Origin of the sequence: Streptomyces sp. NBC_00234 (assembly GCF_036195325.1) — a bacterium.
In the GTDB taxonomy this organism is placed as follows: domain Bacteria; phylum Actinomycetota; class Actinomycetes; order Streptomycetales; family Streptomycetaceae; genus Streptomyces.
The window spans coordinates 6,966,416-6,991,370 of sequence record NZ_CP108101.1 but is presented as its reverse complement, the minus strand read 5'-3'; the positions used below and the strand labels follow the sequence as shown (position 1 = coordinate 6,991,370).

21 protein-coding genes are annotated in these 24,955 nt (G+C 69.5%); 3 read left to right on the top strand and 18 right to left on the bottom strand.

Going from position 1 to position 24,955, the window contains the following annotated elements; genetic code table 11:
• Positions 1-214 precede the first annotated feature (214 nt).
• On the top strand, positions 215-2,701 hold the full coding sequence (locus OG230_RS30645) for a ThuA domain-containing protein (RefSeq protein WP_328906980.1): 2,487 nt from the start codon (positions 215-217) through the stop codon (positions 2,699-2,701).
• The gene (locus OG230_RS30640; protein ID WP_328906979.1) at positions 2,698-4,929 is read left to right on the top strand and encodes an OmpL47-type beta-barrel domain-containing protein; all 2,232 of its coding nucleotides are present in this window, start codon (positions 2,698-2,700) and stop codon (positions 4,927-4,929) included. Before OG230_RS30645 ends, OG230_RS30640 begins: the two co-directional genes overlap by 4 nt.
• A gap of 81 nt (positions 4,930-5,010) precedes the next feature.
• Here the strand turns inward: OG230_RS30640 and ligD are convergent, their stop codons facing one another.
• Positions 5,011-6,033 (bottom strand): non-homologous end-joining DNA ligase, encoded by a 1,023-nt coding sequence (gene ligD / locus OG230_RS30635; RefSeq protein WP_328906978.1) that lies wholly within the window; start codon positions 6,031-6,033, stop codon positions 5,011-5,013.
• Between the two features lie 77 nt (positions 6,034-6,110).
• Between ligD and OG230_RS30630 the strand changes: the two genes are divergently transcribed.
• Complete coding sequence (locus OG230_RS30630) at positions 6,111-7,169, top strand: ATP-dependent DNA ligase (RefSeq protein ID WP_328906977.1); 1,059 nt, start codon at positions 6,111-6,113, stop codon at positions 7,167-7,169.
• On the opposite strand, the gene OG230_RS30625 is transcribed toward OG230_RS30630, so the two are convergent.
• The 17 genes from OG230_RS30625 to OG230_RS30545 form a co-directional block, all read right to left on the bottom strand.
• Positions 7,158-8,402 carry a lytic transglycosylase domain-containing protein gene (locus OG230_RS30625; RefSeq protein ID WP_328906976.1) on the bottom strand — a complete coding sequence of 415 codons (1,245 nt, stop codon included), beginning with the start codon at positions 8,400-8,402 and terminating at the stop codon, positions 7,158-7,160. The genes OG230_RS30630 and OG230_RS30625 overlap by 12 nt on opposite strands.
• Before the next feature lie 22 nt (positions 8,403-8,424).
• The gene (locus OG230_RS30620) at positions 8,425-9,162 is read right to left on the bottom strand and encodes a hypothetical protein (RefSeq protein ID WP_328906975.1); all 738 of its coding nucleotides are present in this window, start codon (positions 9,160-9,162) and stop codon (positions 8,425-8,427) included.
• Between the two features lie 41 nt (positions 9,163-9,203).
• Positions 9,204-9,734, bottom strand: coding sequence for a nuclear transport factor 2 family protein (locus tag OG230_RS30615; RefSeq protein ID WP_328906974.1), 531 nt, complete (start codon positions 9,732-9,734; stop codon positions 9,204-9,206).
• Positions 9,735-9,808: 74 nt separating this feature from the next.
• Positions 9,809-10,444, bottom strand: a complete 636-nt coding sequence (locus OG230_RS30610; protein WP_328906973.1) for a hypothetical protein — start codon at positions 10,442-10,444, stop codon at positions 9,809-9,811.
• On the bottom strand, positions 10,441-10,962 hold the full coding sequence (locus OG230_RS30605) for a hypothetical protein (protein WP_328906972.1): 522 nt from the start codon (positions 10,960-10,962) through the stop codon (positions 10,441-10,443). The genes OG230_RS30610 and OG230_RS30605 overlap by 4 nt, the downstream gene beginning before the upstream one ends.
• Positions 10,959-12,209, bottom strand: a complete 1,251-nt coding sequence (locus OG230_RS30600) for an MlaD family protein (RefSeq protein WP_328906971.1) — start codon at positions 12,207-12,209, stop codon at positions 10,959-10,961. The genes OG230_RS30605 and OG230_RS30600 overlap by 4 nt, the downstream gene beginning before the upstream one ends.
• Positions 12,206-13,375 carry an MCE family protein gene (locus OG230_RS30595; RefSeq protein ID WP_328906970.1) on the bottom strand — a complete coding sequence of 390 codons (1,170 nt, stop codon included), beginning with the start codon at positions 13,373-13,375 and terminating at the stop codon, positions 12,206-12,208. Before OG230_RS30595 ends, OG230_RS30600 begins: the two co-directional genes overlap by 4 nt.
• Positions 13,372-14,493: an MCE family protein gene (locus OG230_RS30590; protein WP_328906969.1), complete on the bottom strand. Its 1,122-nt coding sequence runs from the start codon at positions 14,491-14,493 to the stop codon at positions 13,372-13,374. The genes OG230_RS30595 and OG230_RS30590 overlap by 4 nt, the downstream gene beginning before the upstream one ends.
• A gap of 1 nt (position 14,494) precedes the next feature.
• On the bottom strand, positions 14,495-15,511 hold the full coding sequence (locus OG230_RS30585; RefSeq protein WP_328906968.1) for an MCE family protein: 1,017 nt from the start codon (positions 15,509-15,511) through the stop codon (positions 14,495-14,497).
• Positions 15,508-16,539 carry an MCE family protein gene (locus OG230_RS30580; RefSeq protein ID WP_328906967.1) on the bottom strand — a complete coding sequence of 344 codons (1,032 nt, stop codon included), beginning with the start codon at positions 16,537-16,539 and terminating at the stop codon, positions 15,508-15,510. The genes OG230_RS30585 and OG230_RS30580 overlap by 4 nt, the downstream gene beginning before the upstream one ends.
• The gene (locus OG230_RS30575; RefSeq protein ID WP_328906966.1) at positions 16,536-17,822 is read right to left on the bottom strand and encodes an MCE family protein; all 1,287 of its coding nucleotides are present in this window, start codon (positions 17,820-17,822) and stop codon (positions 16,536-16,538) included. The genes OG230_RS30580 and OG230_RS30575 overlap by 4 nt, the downstream gene beginning before the upstream one ends.
• Entirely contained in the window at positions 17,822-18,625 is an 804-nt protein-coding gene (locus OG230_RS30570) for an MlaE family ABC transporter permease (protein WP_328906965.1), read from the bottom strand. Before OG230_RS30570 ends, OG230_RS30575 begins: the two co-directional genes overlap by 1 nt.
• A gap of 3 nt (positions 18,626-18,628) precedes the next feature.
• On the bottom strand, positions 18,629-19,474 hold the full coding sequence (locus tag OG230_RS30565; protein ID WP_328906964.1) for an MlaE family ABC transporter permease: 846 nt from the start codon (positions 19,472-19,474) through the stop codon (positions 18,629-18,631).
• Positions 19,471-20,460: an ABC transporter ATP-binding protein gene (locus tag OG230_RS30560; protein ID WP_328906963.1), complete on the bottom strand. Its 990-nt coding sequence runs from the start codon at positions 20,458-20,460 to the stop codon at positions 19,471-19,473. The genes OG230_RS30565 and OG230_RS30560 overlap by 4 nt, the downstream gene beginning before the upstream one ends.
• A 654-nt stretch (positions 20,461-21,114) precedes the next feature.
• Complete coding sequence (locus OG230_RS30555; protein ID WP_328906962.1) at positions 21,115-22,587, bottom strand: DUF6801 domain-containing protein; 1,473 nt, start codon at positions 22,585-22,587, stop codon at positions 21,115-21,117.
• A 331-nt stretch (positions 22,588-22,918) separates the two neighbouring features.
• Entirely contained in the window at positions 22,919-23,584 is a 666-nt protein-coding gene (locus OG230_RS30550) for a hypothetical protein (RefSeq protein ID WP_328906961.1), read from the bottom strand.
• A 186-nt stretch (positions 23,585-23,770) separates the two neighbouring features.
• The gene (locus OG230_RS30545) at positions 23,771-24,703 is read right to left on the bottom strand and encodes a hypothetical protein (protein ID WP_328906960.1); all 933 of its coding nucleotides are present in this window, start codon (positions 24,701-24,703) and stop codon (positions 23,771-23,773) included.
• Positions 24,704-24,955: the final 252 nt, after the last annotated feature.

Below are 24,955 nucleotides of genomic sequence, written 5' to 3'. Positions count from 1 at the left end.
CGAACTCCCCACTGCGAAAGGGCAACTGACGGGCTTTCGGAGACACATGGGCACAGAGGTGCCCCTTGGACGGCCCATACGGTAGCCGTCGGATCTCCGTTTATCCACACCCAGGACAAAGTTCGTGCCATTGCTGCCATAGCTATTGGCGAGCCACGAAAAGAGGTCTAGCTTCATGCGCTGTTGCAGTGACCAAAGAGGGGTGGGTGACCACATGCAGCGCACACCACATCACCGGTCCAGATCACGACGAGGTATCGCGGCGGCTGTTGCGGCCGGCGCACTGACCGCTTCCCTGCTTGGAGGCGGTGCCGCGAGCGCCGGGCCCTATCCGGAGCCGATGGACCGGGCGACAACGTTGTCTCTTCCGTCGCCGCCCGGCGGCGCGAACGTCAGGGTGCTGGTCTTCCACGCCTCGGCGGGCGAGGAGTCGCCGACCGTGGACGCGGGAATCGCCGCGATCGAGAAGATCGGGCTGAGCGGACCGACCGCCGGCCGCTTCAGGACCGTCGCCACCGACGACGCGGGGGTCTTCACCGACGCGCGCCAGCTCGGCCGGTACAACGCGGTCGTCTTCCTGACCCGCGGCGACGTCCTCGACCCCGAGCAGGAAGCGGGGCTCGAGTCGTACATGGAGGCGGGCGGAGGGTTCCTCGGCATCCATGACGCGGCGCGCACCGAGCCGTACTCGGACTGGTTCACCGGACTGGTCGGGGCCCGGCCCGCCGCCGACAGCCCGGCCACCGCGCAGCGTGCGACGGTGGAGATCGGCGACCGGCAGCACCCGGCGACCAAGAGTCTTCCGCTGGAGTGGAAGCGGCCCGACAAGTGGCTGAACTGGACGAAGAATCCGTCCGGCGACGTGCACACCGTGGCCCGCGTCCGGGAGAGCACCTACAAGCCCGGTGCGAGCGCCAACGGCTGGGACCACCCGGTCTCCTGGTGCCGCGACTACGACGGCGGCCGTTCCTTCTACACGGGCATGGGCGGCACCGTCGACAGCTTCGCCGAGACGGACTTCCGCGAGCATCTGCGCGGCGCGCTCGCCTGGACCACCCGCATCTCGCAGGCCGACTGCAAGGCCACGATCAACGCCAACTACCGGGCCGAGCGGGTCACCCAGCCCAACCAGCCAGGGCAGAACGACCAGATCGGCGAGCCGCACGGGCTGGTCACGGCCCCCGACGGCCGGGTCTTCTACATCGGCCGCGGCGGCGCCGACAGCAACAGCCCGGTCGTCATCGACTGGAACGACCCGAACATCGGGAAGGGCAAGGGCGAGATCCACGTCTACGACCCCGAGACCAAAAAGGTCACCCTCGCCGGGGCGCTGGACGTCTTCGGCAACAAGGGCGGCGGCGACGAGACCGTCAAGGTCGAGGAGGGTCTCCTCGGGATCGAGCTCGACCCGGACTTCGAGGAGAACGGCTGGGTGTATCTGCACTACACCCCCCACGCGAAGATCGACCGCGACAAGCGGATGGCGGTGCGTCAGGTCTCCCGCTTCACCTTCGACCCGGCCACGAACAAGCTGGACACGGCCTCCGAGAAGGTGCTGCTCCAGTGGCCGGTCCAGATCCACAGCTGCTGCCACGCGGGCGGCGGGATGGCCTGGGACTCCAAGGGCAACCTGTACATCGCGACCGGTGACAACAACTCGTCCGGATCCAGCGGCGGTTACTCGGGGAACAACCCGGCACCGAACTACAAGGGCGTGTCGTACGCCGACGCCCGGCGCACCGCGGGCAACACCAACAACCTCAACGGGAAGATCCTGCGGATCCACCCCGAGGACGACGGCACGTACACCCTGCCCGAGGGCAATCTCTTCACCGGCAAGGAGCCGGACGAGGGCGGCGGCAAGACCCGCGGCGAGATCTACGTGATGGGTGTGCGCAACCCGGCGAGGATCTCCGTCGACCCGGCGACCGACACGCTGTACGCGGGCTGGGTCGGCCCCGACGCGGGCGCCCCCAGCACCACCTGGGGCCCCGCCAAGTACGACACCTTCGCGGCCATCACCAAGGCGGGCAACCACGGCTGGCCGTACTGCATGGGCAACAAGCAGCCCTACCGGGACCGCGGCCTGCCCGACCCGAACGTGCCGCTCGGCTGGTACGACTGCGACGCGCCCAGGAACGAGTCGCCGAACAACGACGGCCTGGTGAAGCTGCCGCCCGTCACCTCCAACACGATCTGGTACTCGCCGCAGGGCGGCGGGATCGACTACCCGCGCGACGCCAACGGCATCCCGAGCTACAAGCAGGAGGAGCAGAAGCAGCTCCTGCCGTGGCTCAAGGGCGGCGGCCAGGCCACGATGAACGGCCCGGTGTACCGGTACGACGCGGCGAGCACCAGCCCCGACAAGTGGCCCTCGTACTGGGACGGCAAGTGGTTCGTCGGTGACTTCTACGACGGCGACCAGCCCCGGCACGCGGTGCTCACCGACCCGAAGACGGTCGGCAAGGGCGGGCTGCCCACGCACGCCGAGTCCCTGAAGAAGATCATCCCCGTGGGCGCCGACGGCATCCGCAACCTCATGGACTGGAAGTTCGCCCCGGACGGTTCGCTCTACGTCCTGGACTACGGGCGGGGCTTCTTCACCTCGGACTCCAAGTCCGCGCTGTGGCGCGTGACGTACACCGGCGGGGGCGCGACTCCGGCCGCCGCCGATCTGGCCAGGAAGGCGGAAGTTCAGTGAGACACCGTCCCCTCTCCGCACGGCTCAGGTACCGGCCGGCCCGGCTGTGGCCTGCCCTGCTGGCCTCGTTCCTGCTGATCCTCGGGCTCACCTCGACGGCCGCGTACGGCCGGGAGGACGACCGTGAGGCGGCAGCGGCGGCCCAGGTGCTCACCTGGACCGCGGGCGACCCCATCGACCACTATCTGTCCGCTCCCAAGACGGCGGTGGCCGGCGCGGCCACCATCGTGTTCGAGAACAGCGCCGCGACCGGCAACACGACGGGCATGCCGCACACGCTGACGTTCAGCGTCTCGGACCCGGAGTTCAACAACGACGTCCCGCTGAACATCCTCGCCAACCCGAGCGACAGCGAGGGCGGCAAGCACAGCGTCGAGGTGACGCTCAGCCCCGGCCGGTACTTCTACCACTGCACCATTCCCGGCCACGGGTCGATGCAGGGCATTCTCACCGTGACCGAGGGCGGCGGCGAGGACACCACCGCGCCGGAGACCTCGGCGACGGTGGCCGGCGACAAGAACGCCGACGGCGCGTACATCGGCCAGGCCGCCGTCACCGTGGCGGCGACCGACGCCGGTTCGGGCGTCGGCACCGTCGAGTACGCGGTCGGGGCGGACGGCGCCTGGCAGCCGTACACCACACCGGTCGTGGTGAACCAGGTCGGCAGTCACACGGTCCGCTACCGCGCCACGGACAAGGCGGGCAACGTGGCGGCGGAGAAGGCCGTCGACTTCAGCGTCGCCGCGCCTCCCACAGACGACGAGACCCCGCCGGAGACCTCGGCGACCGTATCGGGCGAGAAGGACGACCAGGGCGCGTACCTGGGGATGGCCACGGTCACCGTGACCGCGTCCGACACCGGGTCCGGGGTCAACACCATCGAGTACGCGATCGGGGCGGACGGGGCCTGGAAGCCCTACACCGCACCCGTCATGGTGCACGAGGTGGGCACGCACTCGGTCCGCTACCGGGCCACCGACAAGGCGGGCAACGCCGCCGCGGAGAAGGCCGTCGACTTCACCGTCGTCGAGCCGCCGACGCAGGACGGGACACCGCCGGAGACGACGGTGGCGCTGACGGGCGAGAAGAACTCGGACGGCGCGTTCATCACCAGCGCGAAGGCGACGGTCACCGCGACCGACGCCGACTCCGGGGTGGACAGGATCGAGTACTCCCTCGACGGCGGCCCCTACCTCGCCTACACCGCTCCGGTGCTCGTCGACCGGATCGGCTCCCACACCTTCGCCCACCGGGCGACGGACAAGGCGGGCAACACCTCCGAGGCGAAACAGGTGTCGTTCACCGTCGCCGAGGGCGGCGGCGTTCCGGCGCCCGACTGCCCGGAGTTCGACGAGCGGCTGACGGTCATCGTCGGCACGGTCGACAGCGGGGTCCCGAACCGTGTCACGGGCAACCGGTGCACGATCAACGAGCTGATCGAGGACGAGAAGGACTGGTCCTCGCACGCGCTGTTCCTCAAGCACGTGGACACGGTCCTCGACAAGCTCCTGGCCGCGGGGGTGATCGACGCCCGTGAGCACCGGACCATCTACCGGGCGGCGAAGCAGTCCGGCATCGGCAGGCCGGGCCAGGTCGAGGGCTACCGGAAGCTGTTCGACGGCACGGCCGCGTCGCTGGCCAAGTGGGAGCAGGTGGGCGGTGGCAAGTTCGGCCTCAACCCCGACGGCACCATCACCAGCTCCACGACGGTCCCCGGCATGGGCATGCTGTGGTTCCCGGGCAGGCAGTACGGGGACTTCTCGCTGAAGCTCCAGTGGCGGGACGACGCCCCGGGCACGGGCAACGCGAACAGCGGTGTCTTCGTCCGCTTCCCGTACGTCCACGACAACCCGGAGGAGACACGTCCGGAGTGGGTCGCCATCAAGTACGGCCATGAGGTGCAGATCAACGACCGGCCGGACGGCGACATGTACAAGACGGGCTCGCTGTACGGATTCGACCGGGTGGGTCTCGGCGGCGCCGGGGTCACGCCCAAGGGCACCTGGAACGACTACGAGATCCGGGTGGTGGACCAGCACTACTCGATCTACCGCAACGGTGTCCTGATCAACGAGTTCGAGAACACCGGTGGCCAGCTCTTCGAGCCGCCGCGGGGCGACGACCCGGGCACCGACGGCCGGCGGTTCGCCTCCGGTTACGTCGGCCTCCAGGTCCACGGCACCACGGACGTGGTCTCGTACCGCGACATCCGCATCAAGGAGCTGTAACCCGCGACACCGCGTCAGGAGGCCGTGGTCCCCGTGCTCGGGCATGGGGACCACGGCCTCCGTGCCGCGGACGCCGAAGCCCTACGCGCCGTCGCCCTCGTCGTGCCTGGCGCGGCTGGGCTGGACGCGCTTGGGCTCGCCGGGCATCTTGGGGTACTCCGGCGGGTACGGCATGTCGCCGAGGCCCCGGTCCCGCTCGTCCCGGTCGGCGAGCTCCAGCAGTTTCTCCAGGCCGAAGGCGTGGTCGTCCATGTCGGCGTGGACGTCGCCCAGTTCCGCGTACCGCGGGGGCATGCTCCTGATGTCGAAGTCGCGGGGTGTGACGTCGTCGATCTCCTCCCAGCGCAGCGGCGCGGACACCGGCGCGTGCGGGAAGGGGCGTACCGAGTAGGCGGAGGCGATCGTGCGGTCGCGGGCCGTCTGGTTGAAGTCGACGAAGATGCGCCTCCCGCGCTCCTCCTTCCACCAGGCGGTGGTGACACGGTCCGGCATGCGCCGTTCCAGTTCCCGGCCGGCGGCGATGGTGGCGCGGCGGACCTCGGTGAAGGTCCAGCGGGGTTCGATCGGCACGAAGACATGGATGCCGCGCCCGCCGGAGGTCTTCGGCCAGCCGCGCAGCCCGTGGTCGTCCAGGACGGAGCGCAGTTCGTGGGCGGCGGTGACCGCGTCCGCGTAGTCGGTGCCGGGCTGCGGGTCGAGGTCGATGCGCAGTTCGTCGGGCCGGTCGGTGTCGGTGGCGCGTACGGGCCAGGGGTGGAAGGTCAGGGTGCCGAGGTTGGCCGCCCAGAGGACGGCGGCGACCTCGGTGGGAGAGATCTCGTCGGCGGGGCGCCCGCTGGGGAAGGCGATCCGGGCGGTGGGAATCCAGTCGGGGAGGTTCTTCGGCGCCCGCTTCTGGTAGAAGAAGTCGCCCTCGACGCCGTCCACGAAGCGCTGAAGGGTGGTCGGCCGGTCGCGGAGCGCGCGGGTGATGCCGCCGCCCACTGCCAGGAAGTACTCGGCCACGTCCCGCTTCGTATAGCCCTTGTCCGGAAAGTAGACCTTGTCGGGGTTGGACAGCCGTACCGGCCGTCCGCCTGCGTCCAGCTCCACCGCTGCTCCCATGTCGGCCACCGTAGGCCGGGCTCACCTATGCCGCATATCGGGAGACGCCCGGGGAGGTATGGGCAACAATCGGGCACATGGACCTTCCGGTGATGCCGCCCGTGAAACCGATGCTCGCCAAGTCCGTGTCCACGATTCCGCCCGGAATGCAGTACGAGGCCAAGTGGGACGGCTTCCGGGCGATCGTGCACCGCGACGGCGACGAGGTGGTGATCGGCAGCCGCACCGGCAAGCCGCTCACCCGCTACTTCCCCGAGCTGGTCCTCGCCCTGCGGGAGAATCTGCCGCCCCGCTGTGTGATCGACGGGGAGATCGTCGTCATCCACGACGGACGGCTCGACTTCGACCGGCTCAGCGAGCGCATCCACCCCGCCGACTCGCGGGTGCGGATGCTGTCCGAGCAGACCCCGTCCGCCTTCGTCGCCTTCGACGTCCTCGCGGTGGACGACGCGTCGCTGCTCACCACCCCGCTGTCCGAGCGGCGGGCGGTCCTGGAGGCGGCGCTCTCGGGCGCTTCGGCGCCCGTCCATCTCGCTCCCGCCACCACCGACCTCGCCACCGCCCAGGAGTGGTTCGAGCACTTCGAGGGCGCCGGGCTCGACGGGGTCGTCGCGAAGCCGCTCGATCTGCCCTACCGGCCGGACACCCGCACCATGTTCAAGATCAAGCACGAGCGGACCGCCGACTGCGTGGTGGCGGGCTACCGGGTCCACAAGAGCGGTGCGGTCGTCGGCTCCCTGCTGCTGGGTCTGTACGACTCCGCGGGCGTCCTCCAGCACGTCGGGGCCTGCGCCGCCTTCTCGATGCAGCGGCGCGCGGAGCTCGCGGAGGAGCTGGAGCCGCTGCGCGGCGTCGACGGCCATCCGTGGGCGGCCTGGGAGGACGCGGCGGCGCACGAGGGGGCCAGGCTGCCGGGCACGCCGAGCCGCTGGTCGGGAAAGAAGGACCAGTCGTGGGTGGCGCTGCGTCCGGAGCGGGTCTGCGAGGTGGCCTACGACCACATGGAGGGCGACCGGTTCCGGCACACCACCCAGTTCCGCCGGTGGCGGCCGGACCGCGCTCCCTCCGGCTGCACGTACGCGCAGCTGGAGGAAGTGGTGCGGTACGACCTGTCCGAGGTCCTGTCAGGCGCCTGACGTGGCCGTGCCCGCGCACGGGTCGGGCGTCTCGGTGGCGGTCCCGGGGGCCGTGGTGTCGGTCGGGTCCGGGGACGGCGAGTCCGTGGGACAGCCGGGGTCACTGGTGCTCGGGTCCGGGTCGGGGGACGTCGGCGGTGTGGTCGGCGGCGTCGTCGGATCGGTCGGCGTGGGGTCGGGCCCCGGGGTGCCGGTGTCCGTCGGGTCGGGGCTCGGGCCCGGATCCGTGGGGCCGGTCTCCGACGGGTCGGGGCTCGGGCTCGTCGGTCTGCTGGGGCCGGGGGGCGTGGGAGACGGTGGCGGGCTGGTGGGCTGCGGTCCGATAACGATGCCGCCGCCCTCCTTCCCGGGAGCCGTGGACTTTCCGGGGCTGCCGGGGCCGCCCACCGGGGCCTTGGGTTCGGACGGACCGCCCGCGCCGGGGCTCTGCGGGATGACGCCCCTGCCGTCGGCGACCGGGTGGGTGCCCTGGCGGTAGAACTCCAGCCAGGACAGCACGGTGCGCAGATAGGTGTCCGAGTGGTTGTAGCTCAGGATCGCCCGGTCCAGATCGCCCTGCGTGTTCAGGTTCCGTGTCCCGGCGCAGAGGTAGTGCCCCGCCGCGAGGGCGGCGTCGTAGATGTTGTTGGGGTCGCGGCGCCCGTCGGCGTTTCCGTCCCTCCCCCAGTGCGCCCAAGTGGAGGGGATGAACTGCATCGGTCCGACGGCCCGGTCGTACTGCGCGTCGCCGTCGTAGGCGCCGTCGTCGGTGTCGCTGATGTTCGCGAACCCCACGCCGTTGAGGACCGGTCCCAGGATGCGGCCGAGGGTGGTGCCACCGGAGTCCACCCGGCCTCCGCTCGCCTGCCCGGACTCCACCTTGCCGATCGCCGCGAGCAGTTGCCACGGCAGGTTGCATCCGGGGTCGCTGCGTCCGAGTGCGCCCTCCGCCTTGCGGTAGGCGGCGAGGACCGTCGCCGGGATGCCCGCCTCCGTATGGGTCCGGGCGGCCACGGGCCCCGGCTTCCCGCCGCGGGCGGGCGGCTCGGGCGTCTTCAGCGGTGGTAACTCCGTGTGGTACGAGTCGTCGTTGGGCACCTCGGTCCAGATCACGTCGTCCTGGGCCGCCGCCGCCTTCTCGTTCGGCGGCGAGCCTGCGAACCCTGGTGCCTGGGACGCGGTGAGCGCGGCCATCGCGGCGACGGCGGTGGCCGTACGGTTGAGTCCGCGGCGCATCGTGCCGTTGATTCTCATGCGTGCTCTCCTCTCCCCCGGATCACTGTGTGAACGTATCGATGGCGGAGATCCGCCAGTTGTCCCCGCGGCGCACGGCGTCCACGGCGAACATGGCCGCCGCGTACGTCGTCTCGTCCGCCTTGCCGGTACGGGTGTTGCTCTGGTCGGCGAAGACCAGCAGCCGGGCGCGGTCGCCGTCGAGGAGCTCCACGCCGCTCTCCGTCACGGTCGTGGTGAGGACGAGCTTCTGCTCGGGTGCCTGCGCCCGTACGTCGGCGAGCATCTGCTCGTGCTGACCGACGGCCCTCCCGACCAGGTACCTCTTCGCCGCCCGGTCCGCTGTGGCGGGCGCGGCGTAGTTGTACGAGAACACGGCGCCGACCGCCTCGGTGATCTGGCCCTTCACCTCGCTGGTCCGGCCGATGTCGGTGAGTGCGGCGTTCTGCCGGGACGGGTCCTCGCGCAGCCGGTCGGCCGAGGTGAACGACCAGGCGGCGAAGGATCCGAGGAGCACGGTGAGGGCGCACAGGACGGCAGGCAGCCGAAGGCGGGGCACGGCGGGCCGGCGCTTCGGCAGGGGATCGGGTGGGGTTTCGTCCTCCTCCCCGGCGTCGGCGGTGGCCCCGGTGTCCTCCGGTTCCACCTGCTTACTCGGCCGGTCGGGCTCCTCGGACCGGCCGGGGCCGCGCGGCGGCGCGGTGGCGGTCGTGGCGGTGCGTTCCGCTGCCGCGGTGGCCAGGCGGCGCTGACGGTTGACGAGGTGACGTGTCGTCGACATGTCCGGGGTCCTCTCGGTGACGGGGCGGGGAGTCGGGTGCGTCAGCCGGCCGTGTTGCCGACGGGCGCCTGGCCGAGGGCGCTGAGCTTCCACCCGCCGGACGTCCGGGTGAGCTGCCCGAGCATCCTGCTCTCCTTCACTGCGGGCTCGCCCTTCGGTGCGGTCACCGTGACCCGCAGCGCAACCATGACCGCGGCCCGGCCCGAGCGGTCGTCGAGTTCGGTCACCGCGCCCGACAGGACCTTGGCCGTGCTGACCGTCTTCGCCGACTCGATCTGTTTCACGAACGCGTCCCGTCCCTCGACGAGTTGCTGGTGCAGATCCCCCGTGGTGGAGTCCTCCCAGCTGTCCAGACCCTGTTCCACCTTCTGGTGGTCGAGGGTGTTCATGTTCTGCACGGCCTGCTCGCCCGCGGCCAGTACGTCGTCCCGGGCCTGCGCGTACGCCGCCGAGTCGTCGTGTGCCGCGTCGTACCGGGACAGACCGCCCCAGCCTGCCGCGCCTGCCGCCGCGACCGTCAGCACGATCGCCGCCGCCACCAGCGGATTGCGCGTCGTCCGTACCCGTGCCATTGCTGTCTCTCCCCTGCCTGCGGATCTGGTCCGTTCCGAGTCGCGTGCCGTGCGTGTGCGGGGTCCCGGGCCCGCTACCGGGAGGTGATGTCGACGATGTACCAGCGCCCGTCCCGGAGTTCGGCCGAGACCGAGAGCTGCGCGGCGGCCGTGGTGGGCGCCTTGCCCCGGCGTTCGTAGACCTGGTCGAGGAAGACGAGGAGCTCGGCGCTGCTGCCGGTCAGCCGGGTCACCCCCGCGCGTACCACCTGGGTGGTGAGCGTCAGCTGCTGGTCGGCGGCCTGCTTCTCGACCTGGCCGAACAGTGCGGCGTACTGCTTGAGCGCCTTCCCCGCCAGGACCTCCTTCGCCGAAGCCTTGGTGGCGGCGGTGGCCCGGGGGCTGTACGAGAACACGGCGGCGAGCGCGTTGCTGACGTCCCCCGCGACCTCGGTGGTCGCCTCCGTGTCCGTCAGCGCACGGTTCGACGTGGCGGGGGTGTCCCTCAGCCGCTGCCCCTCGACGAAGAGCGCGCCGCCCGCGACGAGAAGTGCGAGCGTCAGCACCGTGCCGAGGACCCGGGGCCAGTGCCGGCGGGGCCGTGGCGCCGCATCCTCCTGCTCGTCCCCGTCGGCGTCGGCCGGTGTGACGGCCCGTACCGCCTCGGTCTCCTCGGCGTCCTCGGTGTCCACTCCGGTGTGCACTGTCGCCGTCCCCGCCTTCTCGCTCATGCGCCGCCCCCGACCGGGATCGCGGTCAGCGCCCTGACCTTCCAGCCGTCCCCGGTCCGGGCGAGCGTGGCCTCGAAGCGTTTGCGCTCGGTCCCGCCCTTTCCGGTGCGCGGGCTGACCTCGACGTCGACGGTCGCGATCAGCGCCGCCGTCCCGGTCCGCTCGTCCAGGGCGGTGAGCGCCGCGTCGGTGACCTTCCCGTGGGCCGTGGCACCGGACTTCGTCAGCTCGCCCGCGTCCTTGCTCCGGGTCCGCTTCAGCTGCTCGTGGAGCGGGCCGGTCGAGGAGTCGAGCCAGGACGTCAGCCCACTCCGCACGCTCGCGGCGTCGCTGCCGTCCAGGCTGTTGAGCCGGGCGATGTGGCGCTTCCCGTCGGCCAGTGCGGCGTCGCGGGCCTTCGCGTACGCGAGGGTGTCGTCGCCGCGGGCCTGGGCGTAGGACCAGCCGCCGAGTGCGCAGGCCAGTACGGCGGCGAGCAGGACGGCCCAGCCGGCGGGGTTCCTCGTACGCGGGATCACCGGCCGCCTCCGAGCCCCAGCAGGCCGGCCATGCCGTCGGCCCCGGGCCGGGTGGCTGCGGCCCCGAGTGCTCCGGGCAGCGGGCTCCCCGTTCCGGCCCCCAGGAGCAGCGATCCCGGCTCGGCCGGCGCGGGCACCGGTCCGCCCTTCGGGGCGTTCGCGCTGCCGCGGACGTTGATGCCGGTGCCGGGCGACGAGGTGCAGCGTGCCTTGGTGTTGGCCGCGGCGGGCTTGGTGACGAGCCCGTTGCGGTAGGTCGTGCCGCCGTATCCGGCGGTGCAGGGAAGCGGCTCGAAGAAGGTGACGGACATGCCGAACCTGGCCCCGTCCTCGTCGACGGCGCTGGCCCCCGCCGCGACGACCGCGGGGAGTTTCACGAGGAGTTCCTCCAGGCCGCGCTGGCGGGTGACGGCCACCTCTGAGGTGGTCAGGAGGTTGGCGACGACCACTCCGAAGTTCGGGTCGAGATCGCGCAGCAGGACACTGATCTGTCCGGCGGCATCGGGGGCGGCGGCGATCAGCCTGCGCAGATCGGTGTCGGAGCCCTTGAGTTCGGCGGCGAGTTCCCTGGCCCCCGAGGCGAAGCCCTTCAGCGCTTCGCCCTCCTCGGCCTGCGTGCGCAGGACGGTCTCGCCGTCGGTCATCAGCTTCGTCGTGACCGGCAGGGCCTCGTCCGCGGCCCGGACGAACTCGCTCCCGGTGTCCAGGAGCACCTGGAGGTCGTCGCCGCGGCCGTTGAACGCGGTGCCGAACTCGTCGACGACCGTGCGCAGGTTCTCCAGGTCGACGGAGCTCGCCAGGTCGTTGACGCTGGTGAGGACGTCGGTGGGCGGCGCGGGGATCGTGGTGTCGGCCTGGTCGATGACCGAGCCGTTGCCGAGGAACGGGCCGTCGCTGCGGGTGGGCCGGAGGTCGACGTACTGCTCGCCGACCGCCGAGAGGTTGGCGACGACGGCTTCCAGGCTGTCCGGGATGGGCGGTGCGTCGTTCTCGATGCGCAGTTCCGCCTCGACACCGTCGTCGGTGAGCTCGATCGGCCCGACCCGGCCGACGGACACTCCGCGGTAGGTCACGTTGGAGTGGGTGTACAGGCCGCCGGTCTGCGGGAGCTGGACCGTGACGGTGTAGTAGCCGCGCAGGCCGACGTAGTGGCCGAGGTCCGCGTAGCGCACTCCGAGATAGCCGAGGACGAGTACGGCGGTGAGCAGGAAGGCGATGTTCTTCAGCCGGACGGCGAGAGTGATCATCGTGCGCTCCCCTGCGAGATCTCCGGGACGGACGGGAGGGGCAGCGGGAGCGCCGCACCGGACGGAGTGCCGGGCGTGCCGGACGTGCCGGGCTTGGGCTGCGGAGGCACGGGCGCGTCCGGGGTGAGGGCCGGCACGATCTGGGTTCCGGGCATCGCCGTCACATCGAGGTAGACGTTGAGGTAGTCGCCCTTCACCCCGCGCAGGACCTCGTCGGTGAACGGATAGGTGAAGAGCACCTGGAGGGAGTCGGGCAGGTCCTGGCCGGAGTCGGCGAGGGCCTTGAGGGTGGGGGCGATGGCCTTGAGGTCGGCGATCATGTCGGCCTTGCTCTTGTTGATCGTGTCGACGGCGACGGTGGAGAGCGTGTCGAGCGAGCGCAGCATGGTGAGGAGGGAGCCCCGCTGCTTCTCCAGGACCTTCATGCCGGGGCTGAGCCCGGTGAGGACCGTTCCGACGTCCTGTTTACGGGTGGCGAGGGTGGCCGCCAGCCGGTTGACGCCGTCGAGTGCCTGGGTGATGTCCTCCTTGTGGTCGTCCAGGTTGGTGACCAGGGTGTCGACGCGGCCGAGCATCGAGCGGATCTGCGGTTCCTGCCCGGCGAGCGCCTTGTTGAGTTCGGTGGTGATGGTCTTGAGCTGGTTGACCCCGCCGCCGTTGAGGAGCATCGACAGGGCGCCGAAGACCTCTTCGACCTCCGGGTTCCGGTTGGTGCGGCTGAGCGGGATCCGGCCGCCGTCGGCCAGGGTGCCCCGGGCGGTCCCGGCGGCCGGGGGCGAGAGCTGGATGAACTTCTCGCCGAGGAGGCTGGACTGTTCCAGGTGGGCGTACGCGTTCTCGGGCAGTTCGATCCTCCCGTTGACGCGCATGGTGACCTTGGCGGTCCAGCTGCCAGGGGTGAGGGAGATCCTGGTGACCCGTCCGACCGCGACGTCGTTGACCTTCACCGAGGACTGCGGGGCGAGGCTGAGGACGTCGCCGAACTCGGCGGTGATCTCGTAGGGACGGTCGCCGAGGTCGGCGCCGCCGGGCAGCGGCACCTGGTCGAGGCCGGTGAACGTCGGTACGTCGACGGTCGTCACGACCAGGACGGCCGCGACCCCGGCGGCGAGGAGGGCGGCGGCGCCGGTCGTGCGGGCCCCGGGTCTGCGGAGGGCACGGCTCATCGGTTCGCCCCCTTCTGCGTCGTGGTCTTCTCCGGGGTGCCGTAGACGGTGCCGATCTCGGGGAGCGGCAGCACGGGGAGTTCCTTGCGGCGGGTGGCATCCACGGGCTGGAGGCCGGCGAGCCCTGTGGTGCCTGCCGCGGAGTCGACGAGCGGGCCGCCCATGGAGAGTTCGTTGAGGTTGGTCCGGCCGTTGAGGGTGCGGTTGGCCGGGTCGTAGGCGTTGAGGACGTTGCCCGCCGCCAGCGGCAGCGTGTCCATGGCCTCGGCGAGCGAGGCCCGCTGGTCGACCAGGGTCTGGGTGAGCGGCACGAGGGCGTCCACGTTCTTCTTCAGCGCGCCGCGGTTGTCCTGGATGAAGCTCTTGACCTGGCCGAGCGCGGTTCCGAGTTCCCTGAGTGCCGCGCTGAGGTTCTTCTTGTCGTCGGCCAGGAAGCCGGTGACGGAGTTGAGCTGTTGCTCGGCGGCGCGCACGTTGCCGTCGTTGTCCTTGAGCATGGTGGTGAACGTCTGGAGGTAGGAGAGCGTGTCGAAGAGGTCGCCGCTGTTCTTGTCGAGGGTCTTCGTCGCCTTTCCGAACTGCTCGATGGAGTCCCCGATGGCCTTTCCGTTGCCGTCGAGGTTCTTCGCCCCGGTGTCGAGGAGTCCGGCCAGCGCGCCGTCCGCGTTGGCCCCGTCGGGGCCGAGCGCCGTGGAGAGTTCGGTGATGGAGGCGTACAGCTGGTCGACCTCGACGGGCGTGGCGTTGGTCGCGGCGGGCAGCACCGCGTTGTCGGCGAGCTGCGCTCCTCCGGAGTACGCGGGCGCGAGCTGGACATACCGGTCGGCGACGAGGCTGGGGGCGACGACGACGGCGTGCGCGTCCTTGGGCACCTTGATGCCCTTGTCGAGCTTGAGGACGACCTTGACCTCCTCGCCCCGCGGCGTGACCGACTCGACGGTGCCGACCGTCACGCCGAGAATGCGCAGGTCCGAACCCGCGTACACGCCGGTGGCCTGGTCGAAGTAGGCGGTGACGGTGGTCTTCCCCTCTTCGTCCATGGCCATCACTCCGGTGGTGGCCGCGACGGCCACCACGGCGAGGCCGGCGCCGATGGAGACGATGCGCGTGAGTCTCATGTCAGCGACCGCCTTGCTTCGGAGGCATGCATCCGGGCACCTCGGGGTCCTGGGGAGGCAGGTAGTTCTTCGGGACGACGCCGCACACGTAGTTGTCGAACCACCGCCCGCTGCCGAGGGTGTTGCCGACGAGCCGGTTGTACGAGCCGGTCAGCGCCAGCACCTTGTCCAGGCTCTTGCGGTTCTTCACCAGGACCGCGGTGACCCGGCCGAGCGAGTCCAGGGTGGGCTTCAGCTGCTTGTTGTTGTCCGCGACGATTCCGGTGAGCTGGGTGCCCAGATCGCGGGTGCCGGTGAGCAGCAGATGGATGGAGTCGCGGCGGGCCTGGATCTCGCCGAGGAGCAGATTGCCGTCCTCCAGAAGGGTTTCGAAGCTGCTCTTCTTGCCGGCGAGGGTCTTGGTGAGCTGTTTGCTGCCCTTGAGGAGGGTGACGAGCTGGGCGTCCCGCTCGGAGACGGTCCTGGAGAGCGCGGAGAGTCCGTCGGCGGCGCTGCGTACGTCGGGCGGCGAGTCCTTGAAGGTCGCGGAGATCGTCTCGAAGCTCTTGGCGAGCTGGGCGGTGTCGATCTCGCCGATGGTCTCGCCGAGTCCGTTGAACGCCTGGGTGACGTCGTACGGGGAGGTGGTGCGGCTCGCCGTGATGCGGGTGCCCGGGTCCTGCGGGGCGTCGCCCAGCGGATCGACGGCGAGGTACTTCTCGCCGAGGAGGGTCTTGATGGCGATGCCGACGGTGGAGGCGTTCCCGATCCAGGCGTCCTTCACCTTGAAATCGACCTTGACCCGGTCGCCGTCGAGGGAGACGCCGGTGACCTCGCCGACCTTCACGCCGGCGATCCGTACCTCGTCGCCGTCGGCGAGCCCGGCCGATTCGGTGAAGTCGGCGCTGTAGGTGGTGCCGCCGCCGATGAAGGGCAGGGAGTCGGCGCGGTAGGCGGCGAGCCCGACAAGGGCCAGGACGAGGAGTCCGACGATGCCGACGGCGACGGGGTTGCGTTCCCGTACGGGCTTGATTCTCATGCCAGGCACCTCGGTTGCTTGATCGCGATGCCGGTGGGCGGCGCACTGCCGTCGTCGGTCGTGACCCCGCTGACCCTGGCTTCGCAGAGGTAGAGGTTGAGCCACGAGCCGTACGAGGTGAGGCGGCTGATCGCCTCCATCTTGGCCGGGGTCTTCGCCAGGAAGTTCTCGATCTCGGGCTTCCCCTTCTCCAACTGACGCGAGAGGCGGCCGAGTTGCTTGATGTCTTCCTTGAGTGGCGCGCGGCCGTCCTGGAGCAGGTCGGCGGTGACCGTGGTGAGCGCGCCCATCGCCGTCACCGCTTCGCCCAGCGGCTCGCGGTCTCCGGCGAAGCCCGTGACGAGCTTCTCCAGGGTGACGACGAGATCGTTGAATCCGGCCTCGCGGTCGTTGACCGTCTTCAGGACGGTGTTGAGGTTCTTGATCACCTCGCCGATCACCTTGTCCTTGGCGGCCACCGTGCTGGTGAGCGAGCCGACGTGCTGGAGGATGCTGTCGACGGTGCCGCCCTCGCCCTGGAGCACCTGGACGATGGAGCCGGCGAGCTGGTTGACGTCCGGCGGCGAGAGCCCTTCGAACAGGGGCTGGAAGCCGTTGAACAGCTGGGTGAGGTCGAGGGCCGGGGTCGTGCGGGAGAGCGGAATGGTCGATCCTGCCGCGAAGCTCTCGCCGACCGGGCCGACGCCCTGGTCGAGGTCGATGTACCGCTGGCCGACCATGTTGAGGTACTTGATGGAGGCGGTGACCGAGGCAGGCAGCTTGCGCCCCTTGCGGACGGCGAAGCCGACCTCGGCGAGCCGCTTGTCGGCCACCGCGATGGACTCCACCTGCCCCACCTCGACCCCGGCGATCCGGACGCTGTCGCCGACGATCAGTCCGGTGGCGTCCGTGAACCTGGCCTTGTACGTGGTCGTGTCGCCGACCCCCGTGTTGGCGATGGACAGCGCCAGCACCGTGGTGGCCAGGACGGTCACCAGGATGAAGGCGATCGATTTCGCGAGCGGTCCCGCGAGGGAGCGGCGCTTCACTTGAGCTTCACCTCCGCACCGCGGAAGGCCGGACCGATGAGCACGCTGCTCCAGTCGGGCAGGGTCTGCGGCTGGACTTTCAGAGAGGGAGCGACCAGCTCGTTGACGAGCCGGGACTCCTGAAGGGAGTTGGGCATGCCGAGGGCGGTTTCGGTGGCCGGGGCTTCCCCGGTCTCCGGGGCGCCCGCCTGCGCCTTGCGGGCGTCGGCGGTCGGCACGCTCTTGCCGACGTACGGCACCGAGTAGCAGTGCGGCCCGCCGGTCGCGTCGTAGACCGGGGTGTCCTTGCCGGGCACGTACTTCCCCTTGGACGGCACGGACTTGACCGTGACGTGGAGTCCTGGCTGCTTGGTGCCCTTGCCGAGAGCCTTGTCCATGGCCGGGACGAATCCCGCGACGGTCCGCAGGGTGCACGGGAACTCGTCGGAGTACTCGGCGAGGAGTTCCAGGGTCGGCCGGCCGGAGGCGGAGAGCCGGATGAGGTTGTCCTTGTTCTTCCGGAGGAAGGTGGTGACGTCCTGCGCCGATGCGGTCGTGGAGCCGTACAGGTCCGCCAGTTCCGCCTGCTGTTCGGCGAGGGTGGAGCTGGTGGTGGTGAAGTCGGTCAACGCGTCCAGGACGTCCGGGGCGGCGTCCCCGTAGACCCTGCTCACCTTGACCAGTTCCCTGATGTCGGCGTTCAGGGTGGGCAGTTGGGGGTTGAACTCGGCCAGGTGCGCGTCGAGCGTGACGAGCGTGTCTCCCAGCTTGTCGCCGCGCCCCTCCAGTGCCTGGGAGACGGCGTTGAGGGTGGCGGAGAGCTTCTCCGGCTTCACGGCGGTCAGCAGCGGAAGGACGTTGTCGAGGACCCGCTCCAGCTCGATGGCGTTGCTGGAGCGGTCCTGCGGGATGACGGCTCCGGCCCGCAGCGCCCGGGCGGAGGGGACCGGTGGCGGGACGAGCGCCACGAACCGCTCACCGAAGAGGGTGGTGGGCAGCATCTGGGCGGTGACGTCGTCGGGTATCTGCCCGAGCTTGCCCGGCTGGATGTCCAGGGTGAGTCTGGCCCCGTCCCCGTCGGCCGCGATGTCGCGGACCTGCCCGATGACGACGCCGCGCAGCTTCACGTCGGCGTTGTCGTGCATCTCGTTGCCGACGGAGCCGGTGCGTACGGTCACCGTCGCGCTGTCGGTGAAGTCCTTCTCGTACACCGAGACGGACACCCACACGAGCACGGCGGGTACCAGCAGGAAGGTGACGCCGGCGAGTCTGCGCCGGACGGTCTGTGTCGCCCGAGGACTCATCAGCCGGCCACCTTCACCGTCGTCGTTGCGCCCCAGATGGCGAGGGAGAGGAAGAAGTCGGTGACGCTGATCAGCACGATCGCGTTGCGCACCGACCGGCCGACCGCCACCCCCACTCCGGCGGGCCCGCCCGTGGCGTGGAATCCGTAGTAGCAGTGGGCGAGGATCACCATCACGCTGAAGATCAGCACCTTGAGCACCGACAGCAGCACGTCGTCCGGGGAGAGGAAGAGATTGAAGTAGTGGTCGTACGTGCCCGCGGACTGGCCGTTGAACAGGATGGTGATGTAGCGGGACGCGACGTACGACGAGAGCAGCCCGATCGCGTAGAGCGGGATGATCGCGACGACACCGGCGATGATGCGCGTGGTGACGAGGTAGGGCATGGAGCGCACACCCATCGCTTCGAGGGCGTCGACCTCCTCGTTGATGCGCATGGCGCCGAGCTGGGCGGTGAAGCCCGCGCCGACCGTCGCGGAGAGCGCGAGTCCGGCCACCAGGGGCGCGATCTCACGGGTGTTGAAGTAGGCGGAGATGAAGCCGGTGAAGGCGGAGGTGCCGATCTGGTTGAGGGCCGCGTACCCCTGGAGGCCGACGACCGTGCCCGTGAACAGGGTCATGGCGATCATCACGCCGACGGTTCCGCCGATGACTCCGAGACCGCCGCTGCCGAAGGCCACTTCGGCCAGGAGCCGCTGGACCTCCTTCAGATAGCGGCGCAGGGTCCGCGGGATCCAGACCAACGCCCGTACGTAGAAGGTGAGATGGTCGCCCGACTTGTCGAGCCAGCTGAGCATCGACATCGGTCAGCCCCCCTTCGCGGGGACGATCTGGAGGTAGATCGCCGTGAGGACCATGTTCACGAAGAACAGGAGCATGAAGGTGATGACGACGGACTGGTTGACCGCGTCCCCGACGCCCTTGGGCCCGCCGCGCGGGTTGAGTCCCCGGTAGGCGGCGACGATGCCCGCGATGAACCCGAAGATCAGCGCCTTGAACTCGCTGACGTACAGGTCGGGGAGCTGCGCGAGGGCGGAGAAGCTGGCGAGGTACGCGCCGGGGGTGCCGTCCTGCATGATCACGTTGAAGAAGTAGCCGCCGAGGGTGCCGACCACCGAGACGAGGCCGTTCAGCAGGACGGCGACGAACATGGTGGCGAGGACGCGGGGGACGACGAGGCGCTGGATGGGCGAGACGCCCATGACCTCCATCGCGTCCAGTTCCTCGCGGATCTTCCGCGAACCGAGGTCGGCGCAGATCGCGGAGCCGCCGGCCCCGGCGATGAGCAGCGCGACGATGAGCGGGCTGGCCTGCTGGATGACGGCGAGGACACTGGCCCCGCCGGTGAAGGACTGGGCGCCGAGCTGCTCGGTGAGCGAGCCGACCTGGAGGGCGATGACCGCGCCGAAGGGGATGGAAACGAGGGCCGCGGGCAGGATGGTGACGCTGGCGACGAACCAGAACTGCTCGATGAACTCCCGTACCTGGAAGGGTCTGCGGAAGATCGCCCGGGTCACCGCCGCCGCCAGGGCGAACAGCTTCCCGGTCTCCCGCAGCGGGGCGAGCAGCCGTGCCGGGGGTATCTCCTCGGGCGGCTTCAGTACCTTCGGGGCGGGCGGCTCGGGTGGCCGCACCGGCAGGGGTGCCGTCACGGGCGCGCACCGCCCACGGTCGGCGTGTAGCTGTTCAGGATGGCCGTGCGGGCGGCCTCCGGCAGCTGGCCCATCATCGAGACGACCCGCTCCCGGCGCCGCAGGGCGGCCTGCCGTACGGGCATGCCCGGCGAGGGTTCCAGCTGCGGTACGACGGTGCGCGGCCCGGAGCCGTATCCGCTCCCGTGCCCGTTCACCTGCTCGGCGGCGAGGGTGGCGGCGTCCTTCTCCTCCGACATCCCGATGGGGCCCTCACGGCGTCCGGCGAGGAACTGCGACACGACGGGCACATCGCTGGTGAGCAGCACCTCGCGCGGGCCGAAGGTGACGAGGTTGCGGCAGAACAGCATGCCCATGTTGTCGGGGACGGTGGCCGCGATGTCGAGGTTGTGGGTGACGATGAGCATCGTCGCGTCGATCTGCGCGTTGAGATCGATGAGCAGCTGGGAGAGGTAGGCGGTGCGGACCGGGTCGAGCCCGGAGTCCGGTTCGTCGCAGAGGATGATCTGCGGGTCCAGGACGAGCGCTCGGGCCAGGCCGGCCCGTTTGCGCATTCCGCCGGATATCTCGCCGGGCAGTTTCCCCTCGGCGCCGAGCAGCCCGACGATGTCGATCCGTTCCATGACGATGCGCCGGATCTCCGATTCCTTCTTGCGGGTGTGCTCGCGCAAGGGGAAGGCGATGTTGTCGAAGAGCGACATCGAGCCGAAGAGTGCGCCGTCCTGGAACATGAGACCGAAGAGTTTCCGGGTCTCCATGATTTCCCGCTCGGGGCTGTTGACCATGTCGACGCCGTTGATGAGGACCCGGCCCTGTTCCGGCTTCAGAAGACCGATGATGGACTTCAGGAAAACCGTCTTTCCGGTTCCGGAGGGACCGAGCATCACGCTCACCTCTCCGGCCGGAAGAGTGAGGCTCACGTCCTGCCAGATGTTCTGCTTGCCGAAGGACTTCGTCAGGCCCTCGACGACTACTTCGATTCCCATCGGCCCTCCCTCGAAGTGGTGGTGAACGTGGTCATCTGTCAGCGCTCCGGCTCTGAGAAATCCAATGGCGGCTCGTCGCACATGCACCAGGAGGCGCACGGTATGTCTGCCGAAACCGCCAGGACAAGCCGTTGAACAGCGGAAATCGGCGGACATGGATCTCGGTGTGGATCACTTGTCACCGAATGACAAACCCGCACGGCGGCTTTGTCGGAAACTGCGCAAGCTCTCCGCGTGCGCCGGGGTCCCGCGGCCCGGGCGGGCCGGATCCGCAGGACCCCAGCAGTGGGAGTTCTCCACCCCCGGCGAAGGGTCCGGGCCGTGCGGGAACTCCCGAGGGAATCCCGGTCAGGGGGGCGCGACCAGGATTTCCCGTGCATCGAACGAGCAGGCGCGGACAGGTTCCCGAGCTGCTCATGCGCGACGCTACGGGTCAGTAACCTGGCTGCGCAATACTGGATACGGAAATTCCTTCGCCGCACTCGGGGGGCGATGATTAGTTGTCGACCGGTGAGTAATCGGCGTACGAAACCTATAAAAAGGCGAGGACTTCGCAACGCCGTTCCGGCAGAAAATGGCGGAGGCCCTCCCGATGACTCGTCATCGGGAGGGCCTCCGCCGCGACGGACGGGAAGAACGTGCCGCCGGCCGGGGTCAGCGCTCCGGCTTCGGAATCTTCGGCGGGCAGTCGGGGCTGTCCGGGACCCCTTCCACGCAGAGCGGGGCCTGCGTGATCTTCGAGTAATTGTCGGCCTTTTTACCCGCACTCGATATGGCGGCGGTGAAGACCGCGTCGAGGTCCTCACCGACTCCACAGCCCTTGAAGGCCGGGATTTTCGCATACCCGGACAAGGTGCCTCCGGCGGCAACTCGGTACCCCTCGGGCGGAATCGATGTGCCGTAGGCCCTGAGCACCTGCGGGAAGGACGTGGCGGTGCGGCAGTCCGGACCCACGTCGAGCGGCACCCCGTTCACTTCGACGTCGTAGATGCGCATCGAAAGCTGGGCGGTGACCGTGCTCCATTCCGGATACGTGTCGGTGGGAAGGGTGTGGCTGTGCACAATGGCAGGACCGCCGACCTGCGACAGTTCCATGGTGGCCGTCGTGGGCATGAACCCGTAGGTGAGGAACGTCGATTTCGCCGGCGGGAACTGCCGCCGCCCCTGGTATTCGAACTGCACTTCCGACGTCACGTCCACCGTGCCGGCACACGAGTCGTTGATGTATCGCTTGTTCATCACCACTTCCATGTGGACGGGCCCGAGGCCCACCGCCCCGTCCATCTTCGCCGCGTTGGCGAAGCCCGCCGCGTAGGTGTCCGCGTTGCGCATGACCCACTCGGGCGGAATCTCGATGGGGCAGCTGTCCTCCCCGTCCTCCAGCTCGTCGTCCGTCGTCGCGATCAGGGCCTTCACCCTGTCGCGGTGCTCGGTGGGTACCGGGACATCGGGCCGCTCGGCGGCCTCGCTCGGTGGCGTGGGCGGCACCGGAGGCTTCGCATCGGGCTCGGACCCCTTCACCGCGATCGTGGCGAGGGTCCCCTCCTGGCCCGGAGCGGGACCGCAGTCGACATCGAGGCCGGGCGGAACGGAGGGCGAGCCGTCCGCCATGCGGGGAGCGAACGACAGGGACAGACCGGCGGGTGTGAGCGCGGCCTCTCCGGCCGAGCCGAACGCGGCGGTCGGAACGGGGCCCGTCGCGGTGAGCACCATGTCGCCCTCGGCGGGGACGGCGGCCGAGGGCGCCTCGAGGCCGGCCCACGAGGCGTCCGCCGAGGTGTCACCGATGCTGTGCCGGACGGTCAGTCGCGCCACGGCGGAGACGCTCGCGGCCCTGACCGGGGTGAGACCGGCAACCGCTTGCTCCGGGATCGTCAGGGTCACGGCGACATCCCGGGGCTGTACTTTCGTGCCCACGTGGGACTCGGCGGGGAGCGCCGCCTTCACCGTGACGGCGATGTCCTCGAATCCCGCCGGGAACGCACAGGTGTACGTCAACTCGACTTCGGCGACCTGGTCCGCGGCTACCGATTCGGCACTCGGGATGAACGCGGTGGCGACCACCATGACCCCGCCCACGGCCAGGCGGAGCGGGCGCCGCGCAAAGGCGCGTGCGTCGACCATCATTCGCATAGGTCCTTCCGGCATGCGTGGACAGAACGGCCACTTCGCTGCAGATGGGATTCCACGTATCGGCAGCTGGTGCGGCGCGGGGCCGAATCCATTACCTACCGACCGGTACGCTACGCACATCCCGTCACGGCTGGGAAGTGCCGCGTTTCGATTCGACGGACGGCGCATTGGTTCTTGGCATGCGATGACAAACGGCTGCCGCGCGGTTGTCGCACGGTGAGCGAAATTCCGGCTCGGCGCCTCGGCCGCTGATGGCACCGGTGCCCAGCCACAGGAGCATGGCTGGGCACCGGTACCGGCTCATGGCCGTGAGGCAGTCCGCTCGTCAGATTCCGACGATGACGGGGGACTTGCCCGTCGCGGTGCTGACGATCGTGTAGAGACCCGCGAAGCTCGCGGTGTTACCCACGATTCCGCATCCGGCCCCCGTCTTACCGCTGATGGCCAGCGTGAGGCCCCCGCCCGCGGTGTTGAGGGTTCCGTTGGCGCCCCCGGTCGACGGGTTGTTGTACTTGGCCGCGACGCTGCCGGTGACGTTGAAGGTGCAGGCACCGAGAACACTGCTGCCGGTCACGGTGGCCTTGATCGCCTGGATCGCGCCCGTGGTCTGCCCGGTGCTGTTGGTGCCCGCACCCGCGGCGTAGGTGTTGCCCCAGATCTCCCACGGCGGCGTGACATTGGTCGTCACGGTCCAGGTGCTGCTGAAGGGTCCGGTGCAGGGCGAGTTGAAGGAGATGGAGGTGATGTTCGCGAGCTTCGCGGGGCTTCCGGCGACCGGCGACGTGGGCGCGGACCCGGCCGCGGCGGACGTCGCGCACTGGATCTTGTTGCCGTTGTTGTCCGTCAGGACGGTGACTCCCGCGCTTCCCGTGAAGGCTCCGGTCGGCGTGATGGTCCAGCTGGTCGGCGCGGCGATCGCCGACGGGGCCGCGAGGGCCACCGATGCCACGGCGGCGCCGATCGCGGTCAGGATGCTGGTCCTCTTGATCATGGTGATTCTCCCTTTTCCTGTCCCGTAGGGGAATTGAGTGAGTGGTGCGTGGGGAGCATCTGCGGGGTTTCCAGATGCACTCGATACAGGACCGACTGTCGCGCTGATCTACGAGGCTCTTTCTGCGGAAATCGCGGAAAGAGAGAACGTGGGCACCGCCGAATGCGGCTCGCGGTGCTCCCGGCCCTACTTCACTGCCGAGTGCCAGTACCGCGACAGCGCCTTGCCCTCGTCGGGGGCCAGGGATGCCGGGTCATAGGGGCTCGCGAAGTACGTCGAGGTGTTGTCGAGCTTGACGTTGTTGTTGCCGGCGGCGGAGGGCAGACCCGTCTTGAGGTTGACCGCCCAGTCCAGGAGGCCGGCTCCGCAGCCGCTGGCTCCGGGGACCGCGAAGGCGGTGTCGGCCTGGTTCGCGCCGGAGAAGGTGTAACGGCCCATCTCACCCGTATCGCTGGGAGTCCCGTTGCCCTCGAACTGCTGGAGGGAGAGCGAAGGCGCCGTCACGTTCTGCGGCTTCAGCAGGACCGGGTTCGAGGTCGTGCCTATGTAGCACTTGTCACCCAGGAACGGGTTCCTCAGATGGATGCGCACCGGAATGGTCAGAATGGGCTGGCCGGTCGAGAACGCCGCGGCCATATTGAAGTCACGGGGTGCGCCGGCCGGTTCGATAGTGGCCGTGACACGGTTCAGGTTGACGTCGGTGAGTTGCCGGCAGATACCCGAGATCAGAGGAATCCCGCTCGGGCACATGATGCCGAGAAGGCCGCCGGGGATATCCGCGGAATCGGCGACGAGCGCGCCCTCGGCAGGGGCCACCAGCGAGGCGGTGCCGTCGCTGTGCTGGATGACTCCGAGCTGGAGATCGGTGTTCGTGGTCGGCACCTGCGAGGAGCCGAGCTTGATGGAGCCGCTCGCGGAACTGGAGGAGATGCAGGTCGCGATGTTGGTGACCCCGTCCGCCGCCAGCATGGCGGGGGCATCCACCGGGCAGCGGTCGAACGGTTCCCAGTGACCGTTCAGCTGGCCGGCCGCCGTGGCCGTCCCGGTGGAGAGCAGGGCGGTGAACGCCGTGAAGCCAGCCAGCAGCCCCATACGCGTTGTGGTGGAAACGGATCTCATGTCGTCCCCTCATTGGCTTGCCGACGTGATGACGGCGTCGTACGCGGAGCGATCGGTTTCGGCAATGCACGTCGGCGCGTGGCGGTCCCGCAGCCGGAAGTTCTGAGCGACAAATTTCGGGCAGATTTCGCGCCCCAATTGGCCAAGCCGGATGTTACTCACCGGAAACAGGGCGACACAATCCTGCGGCTTAAGATCTTTTCCAGGGCCCGGATTTTAATAGGGAAATGAGCACGCGGGCGTGCCGGAATT